Raw genomic sequence first — 21,750 nt, forward strand, 5'->3', positions numbered from 1 at the left:
AGTTATTTCTCTAAAACACTAATGTTTTTAACAAAGTATGAAGTTTCGCCAAAGCATGCGCTTGGAATGCCTTTGTGCTCTTCATAGCTGAGTTTCACTCGTTTTCCCAACGAGTCGTTCACCATTTTTGCGATTGCATCATCTTTCACTGTAAACAGAAATTTCTCCGCTTGGGTGCCTGGCATGGAGACTAAAACGATTTCGCCTTCCCACGTTTTACATACATAACCCTTTAGCGAGAATTTCTGTACGTAGCCTGCGCGCTCGCCTGAAGAGTAAACCCAGTTGGTGCTTGCCCAAGTGTAAAGCGCAAACAGAGCGATTGGAATAATCACTATCCACGCGACATACTTTAATAAACTTTTTAAATTACTGAACATAAGCGACCTTAAAATTGGGTGAGAAAATGTGTTGAGATTTATGTAATCAAGCTAAAATCAGATAATACCTGTTCAGACATTTTTCTGAAACGTGTATTTCTCCAATTTAAATCTACCAAGAGTTGAGGTCATGCGTGAGTCCGGATAACAAAAATCAACTACCTACTAACGACGAAGCACCAGTCGCACCAACGCTAAAAGAAGCTTTTTGGTATTGGTTAAAACTCGGGTTTGTTAGTTTTGGCGGGCCAGCTGGGCAAATTTCTATCATGCACCACGATTTGGTAGAGAAAAAACGTTGGATTTCTGAAAAGCGCTTTTTACACGCGTTAAATTATTGCATGGTGTTGCCTGGTCCTGAAGCGCAGCAGTTAGCAACTTACATCGGCTGGCTGATGCATCGCACTTGGGGTGGGTTGATTGCAGGTTGCCTGTTTGTATTGCCTTCGTTATTTATTTTAATTGCCCTCACTTATATCTACTTACGCTTCGGTAATCAACCTTTGGTTGCAGGCGTACTATACGGTATTAAACCTGCGGTGGTAGCGATTGTGCTATTTGCCGCTTATAGAATTGGCAGCCGAGCTTTAAAAAATAAATGGTTGTGGCTGATTTCACTGGCCGCTTTTGTAGCAATCGTTTTATTTAGGTTGCCTTTCCCCTTAATTGTGCTGTTTGCAGCCTTAATTGGCTATGTAGGAGGCAAATATTCACCTGCTACATTTAATGCGGGTAGTGGTCACAAGGCTTCTGACAAAAGCTATGGCAAAGCCGTGATTGATGATAGTAGCCCTACACCAGAACATGCAAAATTCAACTTGTGTCATTTGGCTAAGGTGTTAGTGGTGGGCATTGCTTTATGGATGCTCGCTATGGGGTTGTTAATGGTGGTGTATGGCTGGCAAGCGACGCTCACGCAAATGGGTTGGTTTTTTACCAAGGCAGCTTTACTTACTTTTGGTGGCGCCTACGCGGTATTACCTTATGTTTATCAAGGCGCGGTTGACCATTACCAATGGCTTACGGCAACACAAATGATTGATGGCTTAGCTTTGGGTGAAACTACACCAGGTCCGTTGATTATGGTGGTGGCATTTGTTGGTTTTGTGGGAGGTTGGACGCAACAGGTATTTGGTGTTGATAGCCTTTTGCTATCAGGTATCGTAGCGGCTAGCGTGGTTACATTTTTTACGTTTTTGCCATCATTTTTGTTTATCTTTTTAGGTGCGCCACTGATTGAAAGCACACAAAACAACTTAAAATTTACTGCGCCGCTAACTGCCATTACAGCCGCTGTGGTGGGGGTGATTTTGAGTTTAGCCTTATTTTTTGCAATGCATGTTTTTATGCCTAATCAATCAACAATGCATATGGATTGGGTGGCACTTGCATTGGCAGTTGTAGGTTTTATTGCACTATTTAAGTTTAAAGTCAGCATTATTAAATTGATTCTGGCGTATGCCTTGATTGGATTAGCATTAAGTTTTATTTGAATGAAGAACGAAATTAGCGTTGCCTAGTCAAAAAATGGTTATTAATTCAAATTTAATCATAACTTAGACACAAATTTTAATAGGCGATCTCACATGAAAAAAATCCTACTTTCAGTTCTATTATTTGGAGCATCACATATGGCTAATGCTGCTTGTTTAGATATTTACAATCATCAGTTCACAACGTTGCAGGGTGAGAAAATCAATCTGTGTGATTATCAGGATAAGCCTATTTTAGTGGTGAATACGGCGAGTAAATGTGGCTTCACACCACAGTTTGAAGCACTTGAAGGCTTGTATAGCCAATATAAAAGCAAAGGCTTGTTGGTAATAGGCTTTCCATCTAATGACTTTAGGCAAGAGCCGGGTAACGACAAGCAAATCGGTGATTTCTGTAAACTCACTTATGCGGTTAAATTTCCTATGATGACTAAAAGCTCTGTCACAGGTGCAAATGCCAACCCGTTTTATAAACAGTTGATTGCTAAAACAGGCCAAGAGCCCCAGTGGAATTTTTATAAATATGTGATTCTGCCGGGTGGTAAGAATGTGTATGCTTACAGTAGCGAAGTGACGCCGGAATCTGCGGAGATTTTAGGTAAGATAAAACCAAGTTTGAAATAACCGTAAATTTGAAAGAACAAAAAAGGCGCGTATAGCGCCTTTTTTGCTGGTCTTTTATAAAATATGTTTTTTTAAACGTGTTTACGCGTTTTTTCCATAATGATGGCAGAAAGCTCTTCAACTGAGCGGCTAGTTGAATCTGCCCATGTGATACCAGCATTACGCATTAACGTCTCTGCTGTCGCAATCTCTTTACGGCAATTATCTAGTGAAGCATAAAAACTACCAGATCTGCGCTCATTACGCACTGCATGCAGGCGTTCTGGCTTAATAGTAAGGCCAAATATTTTATCCAGATGTTTATGCAGCACAGCAGGCAAAGAGCCGCGCTCAAAGTCTTCTGGAATCAGCGGGTAGTTGGCAGCTTTAATACCAAACTGCATTGCAAGATAAACGCTGGTGGGGGTTTTGCCGCAGCGTGACACGCCGATAAGTATGACTTGTGCTTCTTCTAAACCTGAATTGGTCATGCCGTCATCGTGATTCAGCGTGAAGTTCACCGCTTCCATGCGGTCATTGTATTTGGTACCCATGACACTGTGCGCAATACCCGCACCTGTCAGCGGTTGCTGATCTAACTCTAAGCCTAGGGGATCGATAAACGTATTAAATAAGTCAATGAAGTAAGCATTTGATTGCTTTAAGGTATTGCGTAACTCTATGTTACCTAAAGACATAATCACTACTGGGCGGCCACCGTCTTCTTCAGCCGCTTTGAGTATGTCTTCTTGCGCTTGTTTGATTTTATCCAAGGTATCAGAGAAAGGTAAGCGCACTTGGGTAAAGTTGGTACCTGGAAAATGTTCCAGTAACTTACCCAAGGCGCCTGCTGTAATGCCAGTACCATCTGAAATGAAAAATACAGTGCGTTTTAGCATTACAGCAACCTTTTTAATTTTGACTAGTTATTTTAGCTAGTTATTTCTTTGCTAGTCTTTGCCAAGTGCTTACCACTGTATCTGGGTTTAATGACATTGATTGTATGCCTTCAGCTACTAGCCATTCCGCAAAGTCAGGATGGTCAGATGGGCCTTGGCCGCAAATACCTACATATTTACCTAAGCGGTTGCAAGTGTGAATCGCCATTCTGATGAGTTCTTTCACTGCTTCGTTACGTTCATCAAAGCCGTCAGCCAAAATACCTGAGTCGCGGTCCATACCTAATGTAAGTTGGGTAAGGTCGTTAGAGCCGATTGAGAAGCCGTCAAAGTATTGAAGGAACTGCTCAGCTAATATGGCATTTGATGGAATTTCACACATCATAATTAAGCGCAGGCCGTTTTGACCACGTTTAAGACCATTCGCTGCCATGATTTCAGTCACGGCTTTGGCTTCAGCAAGAGTACGTACAAATGGAATCATCAACTCTACGTTGGTTAAACCCATTTCATCACGTACTTTTTTCATGGCAGTACATTCCATAGCGAAGCACTCTTTAAAGTCTTCTGCCATGTAGCGCGCAGCGCCACGGAAGCCAATCATTGGGTTTTCTTCATCTGGCTCGTAAATCTCGCCACCGACTAGTTTTTTGTACTCGTTTGATTTGAAATCAGAAGTACGCACAATTACTGGTTTTGGATAGAACGCTGCAGCAATAGTAGCCACGCCTTCAGCCACTTTATCAATGTAAAACTGTTTAGGTGAGGCATAGCCGCGAGCACGATTTTTGATGGTTTTTTGTATTGCCTGTGGCATCGCATCAACGTTTAAGATGGCTTTCGGGTGAATGCCAACCATGTTGTTGATGACAAACTCTAAACGCGCTAAACCTACGCCGTCATTAGGTGTTTTTGCAAAACCAAACGCCATGTCTGGGTTACCAACGTTCATCATGATTTTGCAAGGTGCTGGTGGCATTGACGCAGTTGCTTGAGTGCTCACTTCAAATTCAATCGCACCGTGGTAAACAAAACCTGACTCACCTTCAGCGCAAGAAACTGTAACGATTTCGCCTTCACGTAATACATCTGTTGCGTTTACAGAACCCACAATTGCTGGAATGCCAAGTTCGCGAGCGATAATCGCCGCATGGCAAGTACGACCACCACGATTGGTGACCAGCGCACTAGCACGCTTCATCACAGGCTCCCAGTTAGGGTCTGTCATGTCGGCAACTAGTACATCACCAGGTTGTACCAAGTGCATGTCTGCTGGATCTAACACAATACGTACAGGACCAACGCCAACTTTTTGCGTTACAGCACGACCAACCACTAAAGGTTTTTCACTGTGTTTATTGAGCTTAAAAGTCTCGGTGATGTTGTTTAATGACTCTTGTGATTTCACGGTTTCAGGACGTGCTTGCAAGATATATAGCTTGTTATCCACGCCATTTTTGCCCCATTCAATATCCATTGGACAGCCATAATGCGCTTCAATGGTCATGGCATAACGTGCTAACTCAAGCACATCTTCATTTGATAATGAATAACGGTCGCTATCAGCAGTATCAACTTCAATGGTATGCGTGCTTTTACCTGCACGAGTTGCATCTGAGAATACCATTTTGATAAGTTTAGAACCCATCGTGCGACGTACGATAGATGGCTTGCCAAGTGCTAGCGTTGGTTTGTGCACATAGAACTCATCAGGGTTCACTGCACCTTGTACAACCGTTTCCCCTAAACCGTATGATGAAGTGATAAACACAACATCTTTAAAGCCTGACTCAGTATCAATCGTGAACATCACACCTGCACAGCCAATATCACTACGCACCATTTGTTGTACACCAGCAGACAACGCTACATCAGCATGCACAAAGCCTTTATGAACGCGGTATGAAATCGCGCGGTCATTGTATAAAGAAGCAAACACTTCTTTAATCGCGTGCAGAATGTTATCTAAACCTTGAATGTTTAAAAATGATTCTTGCTGACCTGCAAATGAAGCGTCAGGTAAGTCTTCTGCCGTAGCAGATGATCGCACGGCGAAAGTTGCGCCGTTGCCAGATTTAGCTGTGAGCAATTCATAGTTTTCAGCTATTGCTTTATCTAATGCAGCTGGGAAGGGGGCAGCCATAATCCAATCACGCACTTGTTTGCCGCAAATGGCAAGCGCTTGTGTGTCATCCACATTCAAAGCATCAAGTGCTGCATTAATTTTAACGTCTAAACCATTTTGTGCTAAAAACTCACGATATGCGTCTGCGGTTGTTGCAAAACCGGTTGGCACGCGCACGCCTTTTGCTGATAGTTGCGAAATCATCTCGCCTAATGAAGCGTTTTTACCGCCAACTGAAGGTACGTCGATATTTCTGAGATTTTCAAATGGAATAACGTGGACTGACATGATAGTTCCTTAGATGTTCGAACGGGAGGATTAATTTTGGTTTAATATTTAGGTTACATTTTGCCTAAATAACGAAGCGCTGTCACCTGAAAAGAAGCGCTTGAGGCTAAAAAGTTTAATTGGTGCCTGTCTTTACGCACCAAATTGCATGACTGTCAGCTAAAATGCATAGGCATTAATGATGCATGAAGCTTCTCCTAATACCTTAATTAACAAGAAAAATGAACTGATGAAAAAGTTATGTCGCTAGTCAATTTTACTGAAATTACTGTTAAGAGCACGGCTCGATTACACATGGGTTTTTTTGACTTGCATGGTGGCTTAGGGCGCAAATTTGGGAGTATAGGCTTAAGTTTGGCTGCGCCTAACGTTGAGTTGTTAGCAATGCGTTCGGAAAAGCTCTGCGTTAGCGGTTTTGCAAGTAATCGTGCTGAAGAAGTTGCAAAAAAATTGATTGCTAAACTTAATCTCACTGGTGCCGTGAATCTTAAAATTAAACAAAATATACCCGAACATGCGGGCATGGGCTCAGGTACGCAGTTTGCGTTAACGATTGGTACTGCTATCAGTCAACTATATGGTTTGAATTTAAATACGGCGCAAATAGCTGAATTAACAGGTCGCGGCGGCCGTTCTGGTATTGGGATAGCTGCATTTGATCAAGGCGGGTTGTTAATTGATGGAGGGCGTGTTTCTCATGCAGCTCGTTCACACGCAAGTAAAGTGCAGCCAAGCCAAGCGACACTGACTAATCTAAAAGTACCACCATTAATTGCGCGTTATGATTTTCCTAAGGATTGGCGAATATTACTGATATTAGACAATAATCAGCCAGGTATTCATGGCGAAGAAGAGCTAGCTGCATTTAAAACATTGCCTATTTTCCCGGAAAATTTAGCGGCACATCTATGTCGCAGTGTGCTGATGCAAGCAATGCCTGCAATGGTAGAGAAAGATTTAGCAGCATTTGGGTATAGCATTAGAGAGCTACAAATGTATGTTGGAGACTATTTTGCACCTGCCCAAGGTGGGCGCTATGCTAGCAAGTACGTAGGTGCAGTTTTGCAACACCTGGAAACCTTGGGTGTGGCTTGCCATGGACAAAGTTCATGGGGACCAACTGGATTTGCCGTATTTGAAAATGAAGAACTGGCACAGAAAACCATGCTAGAGCTCAAAATGAAATTTACTGAACCTCATTTAACATGGCAAATATGTAGTGCTAACAATGAAGGCTCTGAAGTACTCAGAGCTTAATAAACGCACCAAAATTTTTAGAGCACCAAATTTAAGAGAAGCTGAAATCATGGAAAAAGATAGTATTTTGCATTTAATCACTGCGGCTAAAAATGCCAGTCCATTTGATGTGAACATGGCTATAGATGCAGGTTTTGACCAAGTTATTCCATACACCAACGTCGCGCTACCAGAGGTAGTTGGTTTAACGCAAGATGCTATTTTTTCACGAAGTCCATCAGGTATTAAGCGCGAATCTATATTTATAGGTGGGCGCGATATTGATTTAGCCATGGATATGTTAGGCGCAGCAGAAAAAGCCATGTTTCCACCATTCGAGATTTCGGTATTTGCGGATCCATCGGGTGCTTTTACTACCGCAGCAGCGATGGTTGCCAAGGTGGAATTGCAACTTAAAAAACATTTTCACACAGATTTAGCAGGTAAGAGAGTGGCCATATTTGGTGCAACTGGCCCTGTTGGTGGATGTGTAGCGGTTATTACAGCTAATTTAGGCGCTGAAGCTATTTTAGTAGGACACAAAACGGTGGATGAAGTGCGTGAAAAAGCCGAAGGTTACAATCAACGTTATGGTACTAGAATCGGTTTTGCCGACGGTACTAATGAAAATGCAAAACAAGCCATCGTAAACACTGCCGATGTCGTGTTATGTGCAGCTGCAGCTGGAATTCGCGTGGTCACCATTGGGCAAATTGCACAATCAAAAACCTTAAAAGTGATTGCTGATGTCAATGCAGTAGCCCCTACAGGTGCAGAAGGCGTGGATGTGATGGCAGACGGCGTGCTGATTGAAGGTACTGAAGTCGTAGGCATAGGCGCATTAGCGATTGGTAATTTGAAATATACAACACAACATAACCTGCTTAAGCAAATGCTCGCCGCTGACAAACCTTGCTATTTAGAGTTTATGGCGGCATTTGAAATGGCGCGTAGTTTAGGTTAACGAGCCTTTTAATAATTACCTGCCTAGATTTTATAGCGTGAAAGAAAAGCTGATTATCGCGGCGATTTCCGCGCGAGGGTATGCGCAAGCTGCTCAAGCGCAAGCTTACAGTGTGATTACCTTAGATGCTTTTGCTGACGCAGATACGCAAGCGCTTACTGAGCAATGTTTTAAGATTAAGTTCGGCGAAAATGGAGTGGATGAAGCTGATTTTAAGCATCAGTTTTCACAAATAGAACTAGATAGCGATAGTTGTTTTGTATATGGCAGCTTATTCGATACAAAACCTGCCTTATTGGCATGGGTTGCCGAGCGTGTAAATTTGATAGGTAATTCAGCCGGAGCCTTGCAGCTAGTAAGAAGTTTTGATTTTTTTAAGTTGCTTGATGATTTGAATATCGTGCATCCTGAGGTGCAGTTGAGCGCGCCAGATGATGCCGATGACTGGCTGGCAAAAAGTTTGTTTAGCACTGGTGGCACGCATGTAAAACCAGCTTCAATGTGCAAAAAAGATGATTATTTTCAGCGAAAAATTGAAGGTGTTCCTGTTTCATTATTGTTTGTTGCAGATGGAAAAGTAGCGACAACGATAGGTTTTAATCAACAGTTTAGCGCACCTACTGTTGAGATGCCGTATCGTTTTGCAGGTGCTGTTAACAATGTGGTATTGCCTCTACAGGTGCAGCAGCAATTTGTTGAAGCAGCTGGAAAGTTAACGGCTGCGTTGGGTTTAAAAGGTATTAATAGCCTTGATGCGGTGCTTGAAGGTAAAAAGTTGTGGATATTAGAGTTGAACCCACGTTTGAGTGCAACTTTTAACCTCTATCCAAATTTGCTGAAATCGCACATAGGAGCTAGTAGTGGTGAGTTTGTAAAGGTATCTAACGAGTTTTACCTAGCCAAAATGAGTACATCTAAAGCAGAATTGATTTTATATGCGGATCACGCGCTTAATATCCCAGTAGATTTTAGTTGGCCAGATTGGGTTGCAGATATACCGAGTTTTGAAAATGGCAGCATTAAAATTGCTGAGAATGAACCTATTTGTACTGTGTTTGCGGAAGCGCAAGATGCTTTAGCCGCACAGCAATTAGTATTACAAAAAACTAAAATATTAAAGAGGGAGCTGCTTCATGACTCAAAATAATACGATGGATGTGAGTGCTAATTCAATCAGCGTGAATCAGCGCGCTAACCTGATTGTCACGCAATTGCTTGCGCAGGCTGATGTTTTGCAACTTGGCATCTCTATTCATGCCTCTGGCTGTACGATTGTCGATGCGGGGATTCAGCATGCGGGCTGTGCAGAAGCAGGGCGCTTGATTGCTGAGATTTGTATGGGCGGGCTTGGTGAGGTCAGTTTGCAAGCAGACAATCGTTTTGCTGGTTTCACTGAGGCGATTGCCGTGACATCAAATCAACCAGTATTAGCTTGTTTGGCAAGCCAATATGCAGGTTGGGCGTTGAGCCATGAAAAGTTCTTCTCATTAGGTTCTGGCCCTGCACGCGCATTGGCGCAGCGTGAAGATTTGTTTAAAGAGCTAGCCTATAAAGATTCCGCTGATAGCACTTGCATCGTGTTGGAAACTGACAAAATTCCACCTATGGAAGTCATCGACAAGATTGTGCGTGATACACAAGTTTCAGCAGAGGATCTGACGATTATTCTTACGCCAACCACTAGTATTGCTGGCGTTGTACAGATCGTTGGACGGGTTTTAGAGGTGGCACTGCATAAAGCGCATACCATTCATTTCCCTTTAGAAAATATTGTCAGCGGTTCAGGTGTAGCCGTTTTACCGCCTGTGTCTAAAGACTTTATGACGGCGATGGGTCGCACTAATGACGCGATTTTGTTTGGCGGTGAAGTAAGCTTGCAGGTACGTTGTGAAGACGCTGCGGCTGCAGAGCTTGCCTTAAATTTACCTAGTAGTTCATCTAAAGACTATGGCAAAACCTTTGCGCAAGTCTTTAAATTTTACAATATGGATTTTTATAAAATTGATGCCATGTTGTTTAGCCCTGCTAAGGTGACAGTGACTAATCTACAAACAGGCAAAGTTTTTGAAGGTGGTCAATTAAACGCAGACTTAATTGCGCTATCATTCGGAGATTAGTCTTTATGTAGTGAGTTGTTTTGAAAATCCCAATCTTTACTGATGACCCAGGCTGGCATGGCGCGCGTTTAAAAGAAGCTTTTGCTAAACATAATGTAGAAGCAGTTTACGTCTCGTTGCAAGACTGTGTCATCAATTTGAATGGCGCTCAGCCTAGTATTCAAATCCCCAATTTCGACACTCTGCCACCTGCGGTTTTCGTCCGCGGCGTTTCTGGCGGTACCATGCAGCAAGTCATCACACGTTTAAACGTTTTACACATGCTGTCTATGCTTAAGGTCGTTATCTATAACGATGTAAAGGCCATAGAACGTACCGTAGATAAAGCGATGACAAGCTTTTTATTGCGTCGAAATGGTGTAGCTACACCTGCAACTTGGGTGAGTGAATCCAAAGCGCAAGTAGAAAATTTTCGTCATACTGCCAATCAAAATAAGCAAGTTTTAGTATTAAAACCCTTGTTTGGTTCTCAGGGGTTGGGCGTTCGTCAGTTATTAGTTAACGAAACATTGCCCGTGCCCATGCAGCAATTTGTGGATGGCGTCTATTATCTTCAGCAATTCATTGAAACTGGCGATGCGCCGCATGATTACCGCGTATTTGTTATTCAAGGCAAAGTGGTTGCCGCCATGAGGCGCATAGGGAGTAGTTGGGTGAATAACGTTGCAGCAGGCGGTCGCTGTGAAGGCGTTGAGCTTGATGCCAATCATGAGATGACAACGCTAGCTATACAAGCTGCCTTAGCACTTGATATTGATTATTGTGGTGTTGATATTATTCAGTCTATTTCGGGTGAATATTATGTCTTGGAAGTCAATAGTGTCCCTGCGTGGAAAGGCTTGCAGAGTGTGTCTAGGGTAGATGTTGCGCAATTATTAGCCGATGATTTTTTGTCTAAATTAAAGGCTTAACAATGGCGATTTCAGCAAAAATAGCACAAGCTTATCGAAACGCCTGCATGGTTGAACTTGAAGCTTTAAAGCCAGGTAACGTGCATGTGTTTGCCGATGGTCATGGCATGACGATACATGACTTTATTAAGAGCGCGGATGCTTCAGCGGCAGTAATCGCTCAAGAAAATTTAAGTGTTGGTGAGCGAGTATTCCAGTCAGTAAAAGCCACGCAAATAGCCGTTGGGATGAATACCAACTTAGGTATTATTTTATTATGTGCACCTTTGATTCATGCGGCTTTACATGATAATGAGGCTCCAGATGTCGTAAATCAAAGCTTACAGCAACGTTTGAATTTCACTTTAAATCAACTGAAGGTGGAGGATGCCACTTTAACTGGACAGGCGATTGTATTGGCAAATCCAGCAGGGTTAGGCAACTCTAACGTGAACGATGTTCATGAGTCCTCTAGTGTGAGCTTGCTAGAGATGATGGCTTCAGCACAGGATAAAGACCGCATTGCCTGGCAATATGCAAATGCTTTTGCTGATGTGTTTGAGTTTGGTTTGCCTCATTACAAGAAGGCGATGCATAAATGGAATAACCAAGCTTGGGCCACCACAGCGCTGTATTTAGGCTTTTTAGCAAGACAATTAGATAGCCATGTCATCCGTAAGTACGGTGAAGCGTTAGCCAAAGAAGTTATGCAAGAGGCTGTTGATCTGCAAACCCTATATTGGGCGACGGAAAACCCAAAATTAGTGCAAAAAAAATTATTAGTATGGGATGCTTCTTTGAAGGCGCAGAACATCAACCCTGGTACTAGTGCAGATTTGACTGTTACTTGCTTAATGGTGAGTAATTTTGAGGGAATTGTTTAGAGAATCTGAGTGGTGGCTGGGTTTTACAGCTCAAAAGGGTGTATTGTGGATAATGTAAATTAATGATAATTTGTAAGAATAATATTAAATATCAAACATTTGGATGTTTTTTGGTATTTAAACTAGAAAATAAAAATTGAGAGTAAAAATAATGGTGGAAGCTAATAAAAAACCAAGAATTGCGTTTTTAGAAGATGATTTAGCCTTTGCTGAAACAATTTTAGAGTGGTTTAACGAAGCTGGTTTTGAGGTAGATCACTTTGTGACAGGCTTAGATTTCCTTCGTAAGTTTTCCAATTCACAATATGATCTTTGTCTTTTTGATTGGGCGCTGCCTGATATGGAAGGCCCAGATGTCATGGTGAGCATTAAGCTCAGATCTAATAAACTACCTCCAATTATTTTCTTGACGGGCCGTAGCGAGGAGGATGATATTGTTCGCGTGATTGAATCAGGCGCTGATGATTACATGGTGAAACCAGCCAGCCGCCAGTTGATTATGGCACGAGTCAACGCGCTACTAAGAAGAACGCAGCCTGAATATAAGAACGAAACGGTTTGTGATTTAGGTAGCCTAAAAATTGATACTAAGCAGCGTTTGGTATTGTTGGATGGTGAAGAAGTTAAACTCACAGACAAGGAGCTGGATTTAGCTTGGTACTTTTTGAAAAATGTTGGGGTGCTTTTATCTAGAGTACATTTGATGCAGGTGGTATGGGGTTCCAGCGCAGATATCGAAACGCGCAAGGTTGATGTACATGTTAGCCATTTACGGACTAAGCTGAAGTTAACACCTGAGTATGGATGGAAGCTTACTTCCATTTATCAGCAAGGTTACCGTTTAGAGAGAGCTGAATAGTCATCTATGAAAAACTCTCTCCATATTTTCAGCATTGCGCTGTTGTTTGTTAGTATTGTTAGTCATGCCGATGACGTAAGTGCCGAACTGAATCCTGCGGGAAACCAAGAAACAGTTTGGGCATATAGTGTGCTTAAGGATGATTCTTTCGAGCGTATTTATCAAAAGTATTTAAATAAGCGTGCCAATATTGCTGCGCTGTCAGAATACAATCATCACCCGCTCAGCAAGAAATTACAACCCGCACAAGTCATCAACATTCCTGTTGAAATGCTTAGAAGAACACCTAAAAACGCACAGGTTTTACTGGTTTATGGTGATGTAAATGCTACTAGCATTGCAGGTGGCGATACGCATCAAGTGAAAAAAGATGACTTATTCGTGGCTGGTGATTCTTTAGCTACAGGTAAAAATAGTCTTGCAAAGTTGCTTTTTGCAGATGGCTCAAAGATCGATATTCAGTCAAACTCTAATCTAAGTATTCAAGACAGTTACCAATATGTGGGTAAAGAAACTTTTGTAACGAATTTGAAATTGGTCAAAGGCCGCAGCCAAGTTTCTGCTAATCCAGAGCATGTTGTAGGCAATACTTTAAAGATACAAACTCCGTCGGCAGTTGCTGCTGTACGCGGCACGCAATTTAGAGTGGCTGCTGAAGAGAATGTTTCTTTGCAAGAAACTCTAGAAGGTCGAGTAGCCTTTAGTGCAAGTGGCCAAGAAGTGTTGTTGGTAAAAGGTTATGGTAGCGCGGCAGAAAAAGACAAAGCGCCTTTGCCGCCGATTCAATTACCTGGTGCGCCAGATGTAAGCGCATTGCCAAAGTTATTTGAGATTAACTCTGCTGAATTTAACTTTTCTGCCCAACAAGGTGTCGTTGCATGGATTGGGCAGTTGGCTTTAGATGCAGACTTTACAAAAATATTGAATGAGCAAACCACTCAAGCAGGAAAGTTGATTTTTGCAGATTTAACCGATGGTCAATATTTCTTGAAGCTTAGAACGCAAGATCAGCATGGTTTGCAAAGTATAGATGCAACCCATGTTTTCCATGTTAAAGCACTGCCGCCAGAACCGTTGCTGGAGTTAATTGAGCCTTTAGATGGTGCGGTGATTCCGCTTGCGCCAACCGACTTGAGCTGGACGCCTGTACCAACAGCGACTAGCTACCTCGTACAAGTGGCTCGAGATATTAACTTTACTGATAATTTATATGAGCGTCATAGTTCTTACAGCAAGCTCACAATCAATCAGTCGTTTGGTGCAGGTGTGTTTTATTGGCGAGTTGCAGCACTGTCTGGCGGCAAGTCACAAAAATTTTCAAACATTAGAACATTCTCTCGTTAAACCTAGAGATCTAAATTTAGATCTCTAATGTAGATATTGTCCATCAGTGTGCTATTTAAATTTAACCAGCTAAGTGACCGTCTTTTTACAGCCCTGATATTGACGCTTTTTGCTTCAGTGTTGGCTTACAGCGGCTTGTTAGTTCGGTTTGACAATCTTCATTACGATTTAGGTCGTTACCTCACATTTAAACCAGCGCCTGCTGACATTGTGATTGTTGCAATCGATGAGGCTAGCTTGAAAAGCATAGGCAGGTGGCCTTGGTCTCGCAATGTTCATGCTGATTTAATTAATAAACTTAAGCAACAGCAGGCACGCGTGATAGGTTTGGATATTATTTTTTCTGAGCCTGAGTTAAGCAATCCTAAAGCTGATCTGGCATTGGCTGAAGCTATAGAAAAAGCTGACAATGTAGTATTACCCGTGTTATTTGAAGAGCCATACAAAGGCTCACCAATTAAGCAAAGTGTACCTTTGGAAAGTTTTGCGCTACATGCCGCGGCTTTAGGACGAGTCCATGTGCCATTAGATGCCGATGGTATTGCCCGTAGCATTTATTTGTGGGAAGGTTTGGGCTCAGCTAGCCTTCAGCATTTCTCACAAGCTGTGTTAGAGGCAGCCAAAGAGTTGCCTAGCAATCTCAGTCTATTTCCTGTCAATACATTACACACAAAAATATCTTTAACTAAGTCAGACCGCTTAATTTCACTTGATGAACGCAGAGTTAAGTTTTTAGGCCCACCTGGACATTTCCGACGTATTTCTTACATCAACGTGCTCACAGGAGAGTTTCCAGCTCATTTATTTAAAGACAAAATTGTTTTGGTCGGTGCAACCGCTGTCGGTATGGGGGATATATTGCCTACGCCAGTGTCAGCACAAATGCAGCCCATGCCCGGCGTTGAGTTTCATGCAAATACTATTGCGGCAATGCGAGATTCTGCTTTAATTGTTAACTTACCAATTTGGCTTACTTGTTTGATAAGCGTTATGTTGGCCTTGGTTCCATTACTGTTCTTGCCAAAGCTCAGCCCATTAAAATCTTTACTTTCTATTGTTGGATATTACTTTGTAGTGATGGTGATGGCTATCGCGATGCCATCTCTCTTTAATATTTGGGTGCCGCCAGCAAGCGCGTTAATCGCAATACTACTTGCATATCCTATATGGAGTTGGCGTAAGCTGGAGTCCGCTCAAGTTTATTTAGATCATGCACTCAAAAACCTTCATGATGATTTAGCTTTGTTAGGCGTAGATAAAAGAGAGTTGGAGTATGAAAACGATAAAGACTCCATGCGTTCACGTATCTCTAATGTAAGGCTGGCTTCAAAACATTTGCGAGATCTACACGGTGTGAGGCGAGACACCTTATCTTTTATTTCGCATGATTTACGTGCGCCGCTTGGGGCTGCAATTATGTTACTAAATGAAGATGATGTTAATCATAAGCATTTGCCACGTATTGCCAATATGCTTAATAAATCTCTCGCTATGGCTGATAGCTTCTTGCAATCATCAAGAGCCGAAATGGCTGATGCGAGTAAATTTCAAGATTTAGATTTAGTGAGTCTAGTTCAACAGGCCTTGGACGATGTTTATGCGGTAGCGCATTCTAAGAAAATAATACTCAATACTAACTTGCCTGACGATAATCTTTGGCTAAAAGGTGATTTTGGTTTGCTGCAGCGCGCTGTCACGAATGTTTTATTGAATGCAGTAAAGTACTCGCCATTAGAAGGCATGATATATGTAGAGTTAGAAGAAAGAAATAACGAGGCAATATTAAGCATTACTGATGCTGGGCCAGGTATAGAGTCAGAAAGAGTCGCTAAGTTGTTTAAGCGCTTTAGCCGAGCAGAAGGTGATCATCAGGCCGCAGAGGGTACCGGTTTAGGTTTGTATTTTGTAGATGTGACCATTAAAAAGCATGGCGGAAGTTTTTTTGTGCGTAGTGAGCTTGGTCATGGTGCAACATTTACTTTGACTTTGCCGTTAGAGTTGCAATAAATTTAACAATCAGCAATCAACACAAAAATAGTTCGTGATAAAAGGCTAATCAAATAGCGCTTATAACGACAGCGCTAGAATTTTAAGATATAATCTTGCACTAGATTTTATGCATGACTTCAGCAATTTCAAATATTTAATTAGCTTGCCTAGTTAGCAGGTTTGAAAAGCAAGAATACTTTCAAATAATTTTCAGGAGGCAATCAATGGCAAATTTATTAGACCAACTCAAAGCAATCACAACTATCGTGGCCGATACTGGTGATGTAGAAGCGATTAAAGCAGTAAAACCAGTGGATGCAACAACTAATCCATCATTAGTTTTAAAAGCAAGTCAATTGCCACAATACGCACCTTTAATTGAAACAGCGATTGCTTATGCAAAAGCACAAGGTGGTACTAAAGCAGAACAAATTGACAGCGCTGCTGACAAATTAGCAGTGTTGATTGGTGCTGAAATTACTAAAGAAGTACCAGGTCGTATCTCAACTGAAGTAGATGCACGTTTATCTTTCAATTTAGATGCAATGGTGGCTAAAGGCCGTAAATTGATTGCACTTTACGAAGAGTCAGGCATCAGCAAAGACCGCGTGTTGATTAAATTGGCTTCAACATGGGAAGGTATTAAAGCGGGCGAGATTCTTGAAAAAGAAGGCATTCAGTGTAACCTAACATTGCTATTCGGTTTCGGTCAAGCGCGTGCATGTGCTGAAGCTGGCGTATTCTTGATTTCACCATTTGTTGGTCGTATCTTAGATTGGTACAAAGCTAAAAACCCAACAACAGAATACACACAAGAAACAGATCCAGGCGTAGTTTCAGTTCGCGCAATCTATGCATACTACAAAGAGCATGGCTATAAAACAGTGGTAATGGGTGCTTCATTCCGTAACACTGGCGAGTTAATTGCGTTGGCTGGCTGTGATCGTTTAACTGTTTCACCAAACTTATTGCAAGATTTGGCAGCAACAGAAGGCACTTTAGTACAAGTGATGAAGGATAATGGCGCAACTAAGACGGCACCAGCAAAAATGACTGAAGCAGAATTCCGCTTTGAATTGAACCAAGATGCCATGGCTATTGAGAAATTGTCAGAAGGTATTCGCGGTTTTGTAGCGGATCAAAACAAACTTGAGGCGGCTTTAAGCGCAAAATTGTAATTTAGTCAAATTCTAAATTTTGTAATTTGAATGTAATGTTACAAGTTTAGAATTGACTTATATTTGCTAGACATTTACTATAAGTGTCCAGTTTTTAGTGTAGTAAAAAATTATAGTATTAAATTAGCATTTCAGCCTTAGATAAGATTGAAATGGAGTTTTTTTACTAAAATAGCAATAAATTAGTAAGATTTTAAAAAATTATTAAACGGAGAAACACCATGGCATTAACACAAATGGCTTTAGATTCATTAGATTTTGACGGTACAGTTGCATTAGCTACATTAGTAGCACCGCACGTAGATATTCTTGAAATCGGTACACCTTGCATTAAACACAACGGTGTTAAATTGCTTGAAGTTTTGCGCGCTAAATTCCCAAACAACAAAATCTTAGTTGACTTAAAAACAATGGATGCTGGTTTCTACGAAGCTGAGCCATTCTACAAAGCTGGCGCTGACATCTGTACAGTTCTAGGTTGTGCTGATATCGGTACAATCAAAGGTGTAATCGATGTTGCTAACAAATACGGTAAAAAAGCTCAAGTTGACTTGATCAACGTTGCTGATAAAGCTGCTAAAACTAAAGAAGTTGTTGCTGCTGGTGCACACATCATTGGCGTTCACACTGGTTTAGATCAACAAGCTGCTGGTCAAACACCATTCAATGACTTAGGTATGGTTGCTGCTTTGAACCTAGGCGTTGAAATTTCAGTTGCTGGTGGCGTTAAAGCTTCTACAGCTGCTCAAGTACGTGATGCTGGCGCAACTATCATTGTTGCTGGTGCTGCTATCTACGGTGCTGCTGATCCTGCTGCTTCTGCTGCTGAAATCACAGCTATTGCTCACGCTTAAGTTTAAGCTTGGTTTTAATTAACCAAACTCAATAAGTAATTATTGAAATGAGTAATTAAAAAATCCCGACTCTTTATCGAGTCGGGATTTTTTTTAATAAAGTGTTTAAACATAGTGGCTTGCTAAAAGAGCCCTGTTTAACCACAACATCTGGCTTAATTACAGTGCCATTGAATATTTAAGGAAAAAATCATGAGTAGCAGTCAAAAATTAATTTTAGACAAATTAACTAGCATTCTGTCTGAAACAGATAATTCTAAAGCCGCTGAGCTTTTAAAGTTAGTAGAAGGTGCTGGCCGCACATTCATTGGTGGCGCAGGTCGCTCACTATTAGTTTCACGTTTCTTCGCTATGCGCCTAGTACATGCAGGCTACAATGTCAGTATGATTGGTGAAGTGGTAACTCCAGCAATCAAAGCCGGCGATTTATTGTTATTGGTTTCAGGTTCAGGCGGTACAGAAACATTATTGCCATTCGTGAAAAAAGCAAAATCTGTTGGTGCTAAGTTAGTTGTTGTTTCAATGAAAAAGACATCTGCAATGGCAGATGTTGCTGATTTGGTTATCCAAATTGGTAACGATAATAGTTTCCCGCTAACAAAAGGTATGCCAATGGGCTCACAGTTTGAGCTTTCAACATTGGTGTTCTTAGAAGCAGCTATTGCTGATTTGATTGAGGCTAAAGGCTTAACTGAAGAAGGCATGCGCGCAATTCATGCTAACTTAGAGTAGTTGTCTAAAAATAATTATCTTAAAGTAATTATTTTTGTTTGTTAAAAGCCCGACTTGTCGGGCTTTTTATTGGCTTAAACTTTATTGCTTGATACTTTCAAGTTGCTCAGTTGAAATTTGCTTCTGGTGTAGAGCTGTGGCTAGTAATGCGGCGCTTATCCCCATTTCTTTTAGCATAACTAAATCGTCGGCATTTCTAATGCCACCAGCCGCAATGATATTAAAGCTCTTTGCGCGTGCCATAGTCTTATTCAGCAAATCTATATTCACACCATTATTCGCCCCAACATTGCTTAGCGACATCACAATGACATCCTGTGGCCAATACTCTGTATTGGTGAGCAGTTCCGTTGGGCCTTGGTAACCAAGCGGCATGAAGTCTAAGGATAGAATGTAGTTTTTGTCTTGAATATTAAGCGAAGTATAATTTTTAATATGAGAGAAGTTTTCACTACCGATTATTAAGCGTGCATCGAGTCCTAGCCAAAAATTAAGTTCGGCGTTGTTGCTAATGCCCGCATCAACCCACAACTCAAGCGCTGGGTAGACTGCTTTAATGGAAGCAATCACGTTATAATTATTTTCGTGGCTAGCCTCTAATTTTTGAATAGCATTTAAGTCCGCAATATAGAGCTGCTGAAACGGATAAACATCTAATAAAGCCGCTACAATATCTAATGGTTGTGATGACGGTGTGAGCTGCGAATGTATCGCTTGATACGCCGCTCGGTCACCTTTTTTTGCATGAACCACCACACCATTTAATAAATCGATTACTGGAATAACTTTCAAAATGGAATCGCCTAAAATAGAGCCGCTGTTAAAACTGTTTGTATGCGAGTTTATCACTGGTGGCGGTTTATGTGCGGAGGCATTGCCTGCATCGCTGGTTAAAGAAGGTGCGTTAATGCGTGATGCATTGCTGGCTGACTTGATTGAGCTTGATGGCTATGAAATTGTGATGACACATGATGCAAGATTAGCTGCTTCGCCCCTAGTTAAAAGCAGCCTGCAAGTTGATAACAACTTCGAAGTTAGCTTTAAAAATATGCTAACTCAAGTTGATTTGGTTTGGCTGATTGCTCCAGAATCAAATGGCACTTTGTTGAAGCTAAGCGAAATGTGCTATGAAGCTGATGTGATTTTTTTAGGTTGTGAGTTTGATGCTACTTTAATTGGCACCAGTAAATCTTTAGCTTGCGAGGCTTTACAAGAAGCTAAAATTTTGACAATACCTACCATTACAGGTGACGATTTTGTTCTAGATGAAGAATTTACTGTGGCTCAATCCATACAAGCGCTTAACCATAGCCGTTGGATTGCAAAGCCTGAGGATGGTACAGGTTGTGAGGGTATTAAAATATTTGATGACTTGCAAAAATTAATGGTTTGGCTAAAGCAAGATGATAGATATTTGAATTATATTATTCAGCCATTTCAGCAAGGCATTACTGCAAGCTTGTCTATGCTATGTCGCGCTGGTAAGGGCTGGTTATTAAGTTGTAATAAACAAAATATTAGCCTTAATGCTGATACGTTTAACTTAACTGGCATTACAGTAAACGGCATGCAGACTTATTGGCAACGGTTTGAAACACTTGCGCGTAAAATTGCTAAAATGTTGCCAGATGCAGCTGGGTATATAGGGGTTGATGTGATTGTCGATGTGGAAAATGACAAGATTTATGTGGTTGAAATCAACCCACGACTTACCACTAGCTATGTCGGTTTGCGTGAGGCAATCGGGCATAATCCAGCCAAAATAATTTTAGAAAGTATTAAAGATTCCCAATTCACAATGCCAGCATTGCAGAGAAACATGGTTGAAATTTCATTATGAACAAATCACCTACCATAGGCTGGGATATAGGTGGGGCGCACCTTAAAGCCGCTTTGCTTGATGCTGAAGGTAACTTGTTGCAAGTGCTTCAAGTGCCTTGTGCGTTGTGGCGCGGTTTGAATGAATTAGAAGCAGCCATTGACGAGGTGTTAAGTCAGTTTTCTATTTCAACTGCAACACACGCGATTACGATGACAGGCGAGCTTGTCGATTTATTCGCTAATCGCCAAACTGGCGTATGTGAAATTAGCCGCATAATGCATGCCAACCTTGTAGGTACTAAACAGTTTTACACAGGCTCCCATGATTTAGATTTTGCTGGATTTGTAGCGATAGATGAAGTGAATGCCCATTGGCAGCATATTGCTTCTGCCAATTGGTTAGCAAGTGCGGCTTTTGTTGCCAAGCAAGTGGAGCATGCTTTGCTGATTGATATTGGCAGTACCACCTCAGATTTTGTTTTGATTACTCAACATACGCCAGTTTGCTTAGGCTTAACCGATGCAGCGCGTATGCAGACTGAGGAGTTGGTTTACACTGGTGTGATACGCACGCCATTGATGGCGCTTACGCAAAAGATTCAGTTTGAGAATATGGTTACTTCTGTTGCGGCTGAATACTTTGCTACTACTGCGGATGCCTACCGTTTGACAGATGACTTAGTGGTCGAAGATGATATGACAGATACTGCGGACGGCAAAGAAAAGACTATTCAAGCCAGTGCGCAACGACTTGCACGCATGATAGGACACGATGCTGATGACAAGTCTTTAGACACTTGGATAGCGTTAGCACAGTCATTTAAACAGCAGCAAGTTTCGCGTTTGCAAGAGGTGGCAGCTCAACATATTTTACGTGTTAAAAATAATTCAAAATTAAGTATCATAGGCGCCGGTGCGGGCAGTTTTTTAGTGCGAGAAATCGCCGAGAATATGAAATTGCCGTATATAGACGTGGCAGACTTTATTGCTCATTCGCAATCTTTCTGCGATAGTGAATTAAAACATTGGGCAACGGTCTGTTTGCCTGCATATGCCGTAGCTTATTTGGCGTTCCATAATAATTAATAATGCAA

20 protein-coding genes are annotated in these 21,750 nt (G+C 41.6%); 16 read left to right on the plus strand and 4 right to left on the minus strand.

Annotated elements, in window-relative coordinates; translation table 11 throughout:
• Positions 1-2: 2 nt before the first annotated feature.
• Positions 3-380, minus strand: a complete 378-nt coding sequence (locus PSU72_RS09915; protein ID WP_300432235.1) for a hypothetical protein — start codon at positions 378-380, stop codon at positions 3-5.
• A 134-nt stretch (positions 381-514) separates the two neighbouring features.
• On the opposite strand from PSU72_RS09915, the gene chrA reads away from it, so the two are divergent.
• Both chrA and PSU72_RS09925 read left to right on the plus strand, forming a co-directional pair.
• Positions 515-1,873 carry a chromate efflux transporter gene (chrA, locus tag PSU72_RS09920; protein ID WP_300432236.1) on the plus strand — a complete coding sequence of 453 codons (1,359 nt, stop codon included), beginning with the start codon at positions 515-517 and terminating at the stop codon, positions 1,871-1,873.
• A gap of 93 nt (positions 1,874-1,966) precedes the next feature.
• Positions 1,967-2,497, plus strand: coding sequence for a glutathione peroxidase (locus tag PSU72_RS09925; protein ID WP_300432237.1), 531 nt, complete (start codon positions 1,967-1,969; stop codon positions 2,495-2,497).
• 71 nt (positions 2,498-2,568) lie between these two features.
• Here the strand turns inward: PSU72_RS09925 and PSU72_RS09930 are convergent, their stop codons facing one another.
• Together PSU72_RS09930 and ppsA are read right to left on the minus strand one after the other, a co-directional pair.
• Positions 2,569-3,375, minus strand: coding sequence for a pyruvate, water dikinase regulatory protein (locus PSU72_RS09930; RefSeq protein WP_300432239.1), 807 nt, complete (start codon positions 3,373-3,375; stop codon positions 2,569-2,571).
• Between the two features lie 40 nt (positions 3,376-3,415).
• Positions 3,416-5,788 (minus strand): phosphoenolpyruvate synthase, encoded by a 2,373-nt coding sequence (gene ppsA, locus PSU72_RS09935; RefSeq protein ID WP_300432240.1) that lies wholly within the window; start codon positions 5,786-5,788, stop codon positions 3,416-3,418.
• Between the two features lie 240 nt (positions 5,789-6,028).
• On the opposite strand from ppsA, the gene PSU72_RS09940 reads away from it, so the two are divergent.
• The 12 genes from PSU72_RS09940 (at position 6,029) to hxlB (ending at position 18,835) form a co-directional block, all read left to right on the plus strand.
• The gene (locus PSU72_RS09940; RefSeq protein WP_300432241.1) at positions 6,029-7,045 is read left to right on the plus strand and encodes a beta-ribofuranosylaminobenzene 5'-phosphate synthase family protein; all 1,017 of its coding nucleotides are present in this window, start codon (positions 6,029-6,031) and stop codon (positions 7,043-7,045) included.
• 49 nt (positions 7,046-7,094) lie between these two features.
• Positions 7,095-7,988 carry a methylenetetrahydromethanopterin dehydrogenase gene (locus PSU72_RS09945; protein WP_300432242.1) on the plus strand — a complete coding sequence of 298 codons (894 nt, stop codon included), beginning with the start codon at positions 7,095-7,097 and terminating at the stop codon, positions 7,986-7,988.
• A gap of 37 nt (positions 7,989-8,025) precedes the next feature.
• A complete protein-coding gene (locus tag PSU72_RS09950) occupies positions 8,026-9,135 on the plus strand; it encodes an ATP-grasp domain-containing protein (RefSeq protein WP_300432243.1) in 1,110 nt (369 codons plus the stop codon).
• Positions 9,122-10,105 carry a methenyltetrahydromethanopterin cyclohydrolase gene (gene mch, locus PSU72_RS09955; RefSeq protein ID WP_300432245.1) on the plus strand — a complete coding sequence of 328 codons (984 nt, stop codon included), beginning with the start codon at positions 9,122-9,124 and terminating at the stop codon, positions 10,103-10,105. Before PSU72_RS09950 ends, mch begins: the two co-directional genes overlap by 14 nt.
• 20 nt (positions 10,106-10,125) lie before the next feature.
• Entirely contained in the window at positions 10,126-11,016 is an 891-nt protein-coding gene (locus PSU72_RS09960) for a RimK family alpha-L-glutamate ligase (protein ID WP_300432246.1), read from the plus strand.
• Between the two features lie 2 nt (positions 11,017-11,018).
• Positions 11,019-11,879, plus strand: a complete 861-nt coding sequence (locus PSU72_RS09965; protein WP_300432248.1) for a triphosphoribosyl-dephospho-CoA synthase — start codon at positions 11,019-11,021, stop codon at positions 11,877-11,879.
• Positions 11,880-12,015: 136 nt separating this feature from the next.
• Complete coding sequence (locus PSU72_RS09970; RefSeq protein ID WP_367186086.1) at positions 12,016-12,738, plus strand: response regulator transcription factor; 723 nt, start codon at positions 12,016-12,018, stop codon at positions 12,736-12,738.
• A 6-nt stretch (positions 12,739-12,744) separates the two neighbouring features.
• Entirely contained in the window at positions 12,745-14,082 is a 1,338-nt protein-coding gene (locus tag PSU72_RS09975; protein ID WP_300432250.1) for a FecR domain-containing protein, read from the plus strand.
• 99 nt (positions 14,083-14,181) lie between these two features.
• Positions 14,182-16,089, plus strand: coding sequence for a CHASE2 and HATPase_c domain-containing protein (locus PSU72_RS09980; protein WP_300432252.1), 1,908 nt, complete (start codon positions 14,182-14,184; stop codon positions 16,087-16,089).
• Positions 16,090-16,295: 206 nt separating this feature from the next.
• Entirely contained in the window at positions 16,296-17,249 is a 954-nt protein-coding gene (gene tal, locus PSU72_RS09985) for a transaldolase (RefSeq protein ID WP_300432253.1), read from the plus strand.
• A 221-nt stretch (positions 17,250-17,470) separates the two neighbouring features.
• The gene (gene hxlA / locus PSU72_RS09990; RefSeq protein ID WP_300388664.1) at positions 17,471-18,103 is read left to right on the plus strand and encodes a 3-hexulose-6-phosphate synthase; all 633 of its coding nucleotides are present in this window, start codon (positions 17,471-17,473) and stop codon (positions 18,101-18,103) included.
• A 192-nt stretch (positions 18,104-18,295) separates the two neighbouring features.
• Entirely contained in the window at positions 18,296-18,835 is a 540-nt protein-coding gene (gene hxlB / locus PSU72_RS09995; RefSeq protein WP_300432254.1) for a 6-phospho-3-hexuloisomerase, read from the plus strand.
• An 81-nt stretch (positions 18,836-18,916) separates the two neighbouring features.
• Here hxlB and PSU72_RS10000 read toward each other — a convergent pair whose 3' ends face one another.
• Positions 18,917-19,627, minus strand: coding sequence for a HisA/HisF-related TIM barrel protein (locus tag PSU72_RS10000; RefSeq protein WP_300432255.1), 711 nt, complete (start codon positions 19,625-19,627; stop codon positions 18,917-18,919).
• Between the two features lies 1 nt (position 19,628).
• On the opposite strand from PSU72_RS10000, the gene PSU72_RS10005 reads away from it, so the two are divergent.
• Positions 19,629-20,675: an ATP-grasp domain-containing protein gene (locus tag PSU72_RS10005; protein ID WP_300432256.1), complete on the plus strand. Its 1,047-nt coding sequence runs from the start codon at positions 19,629-19,631 to the stop codon at positions 20,673-20,675.
• Positions 20,672-21,742 carry a hydantoinase/oxoprolinase family protein gene (locus PSU72_RS10010; RefSeq protein ID WP_300432257.1) on the plus strand — a complete coding sequence of 357 codons (1,071 nt, stop codon included), beginning with the start codon at positions 20,672-20,674 and terminating at the stop codon, positions 21,740-21,742. The genes PSU72_RS10005 and PSU72_RS10010 overlap by 4 nt, the downstream gene beginning before the upstream one ends.
• The last annotated feature ends 8 nt before the right edge of the window (positions 21,743-21,750 follow it).

The sequence above is a fragment of the Methylotenera sp. genome (assembly GCF_029945535.1).
In the GTDB taxonomy this organism is placed as follows: Bacteria; Pseudomonadota; Gammaproteobacteria; order Burkholderiales; family Methylophilaceae; genus Methylotenera.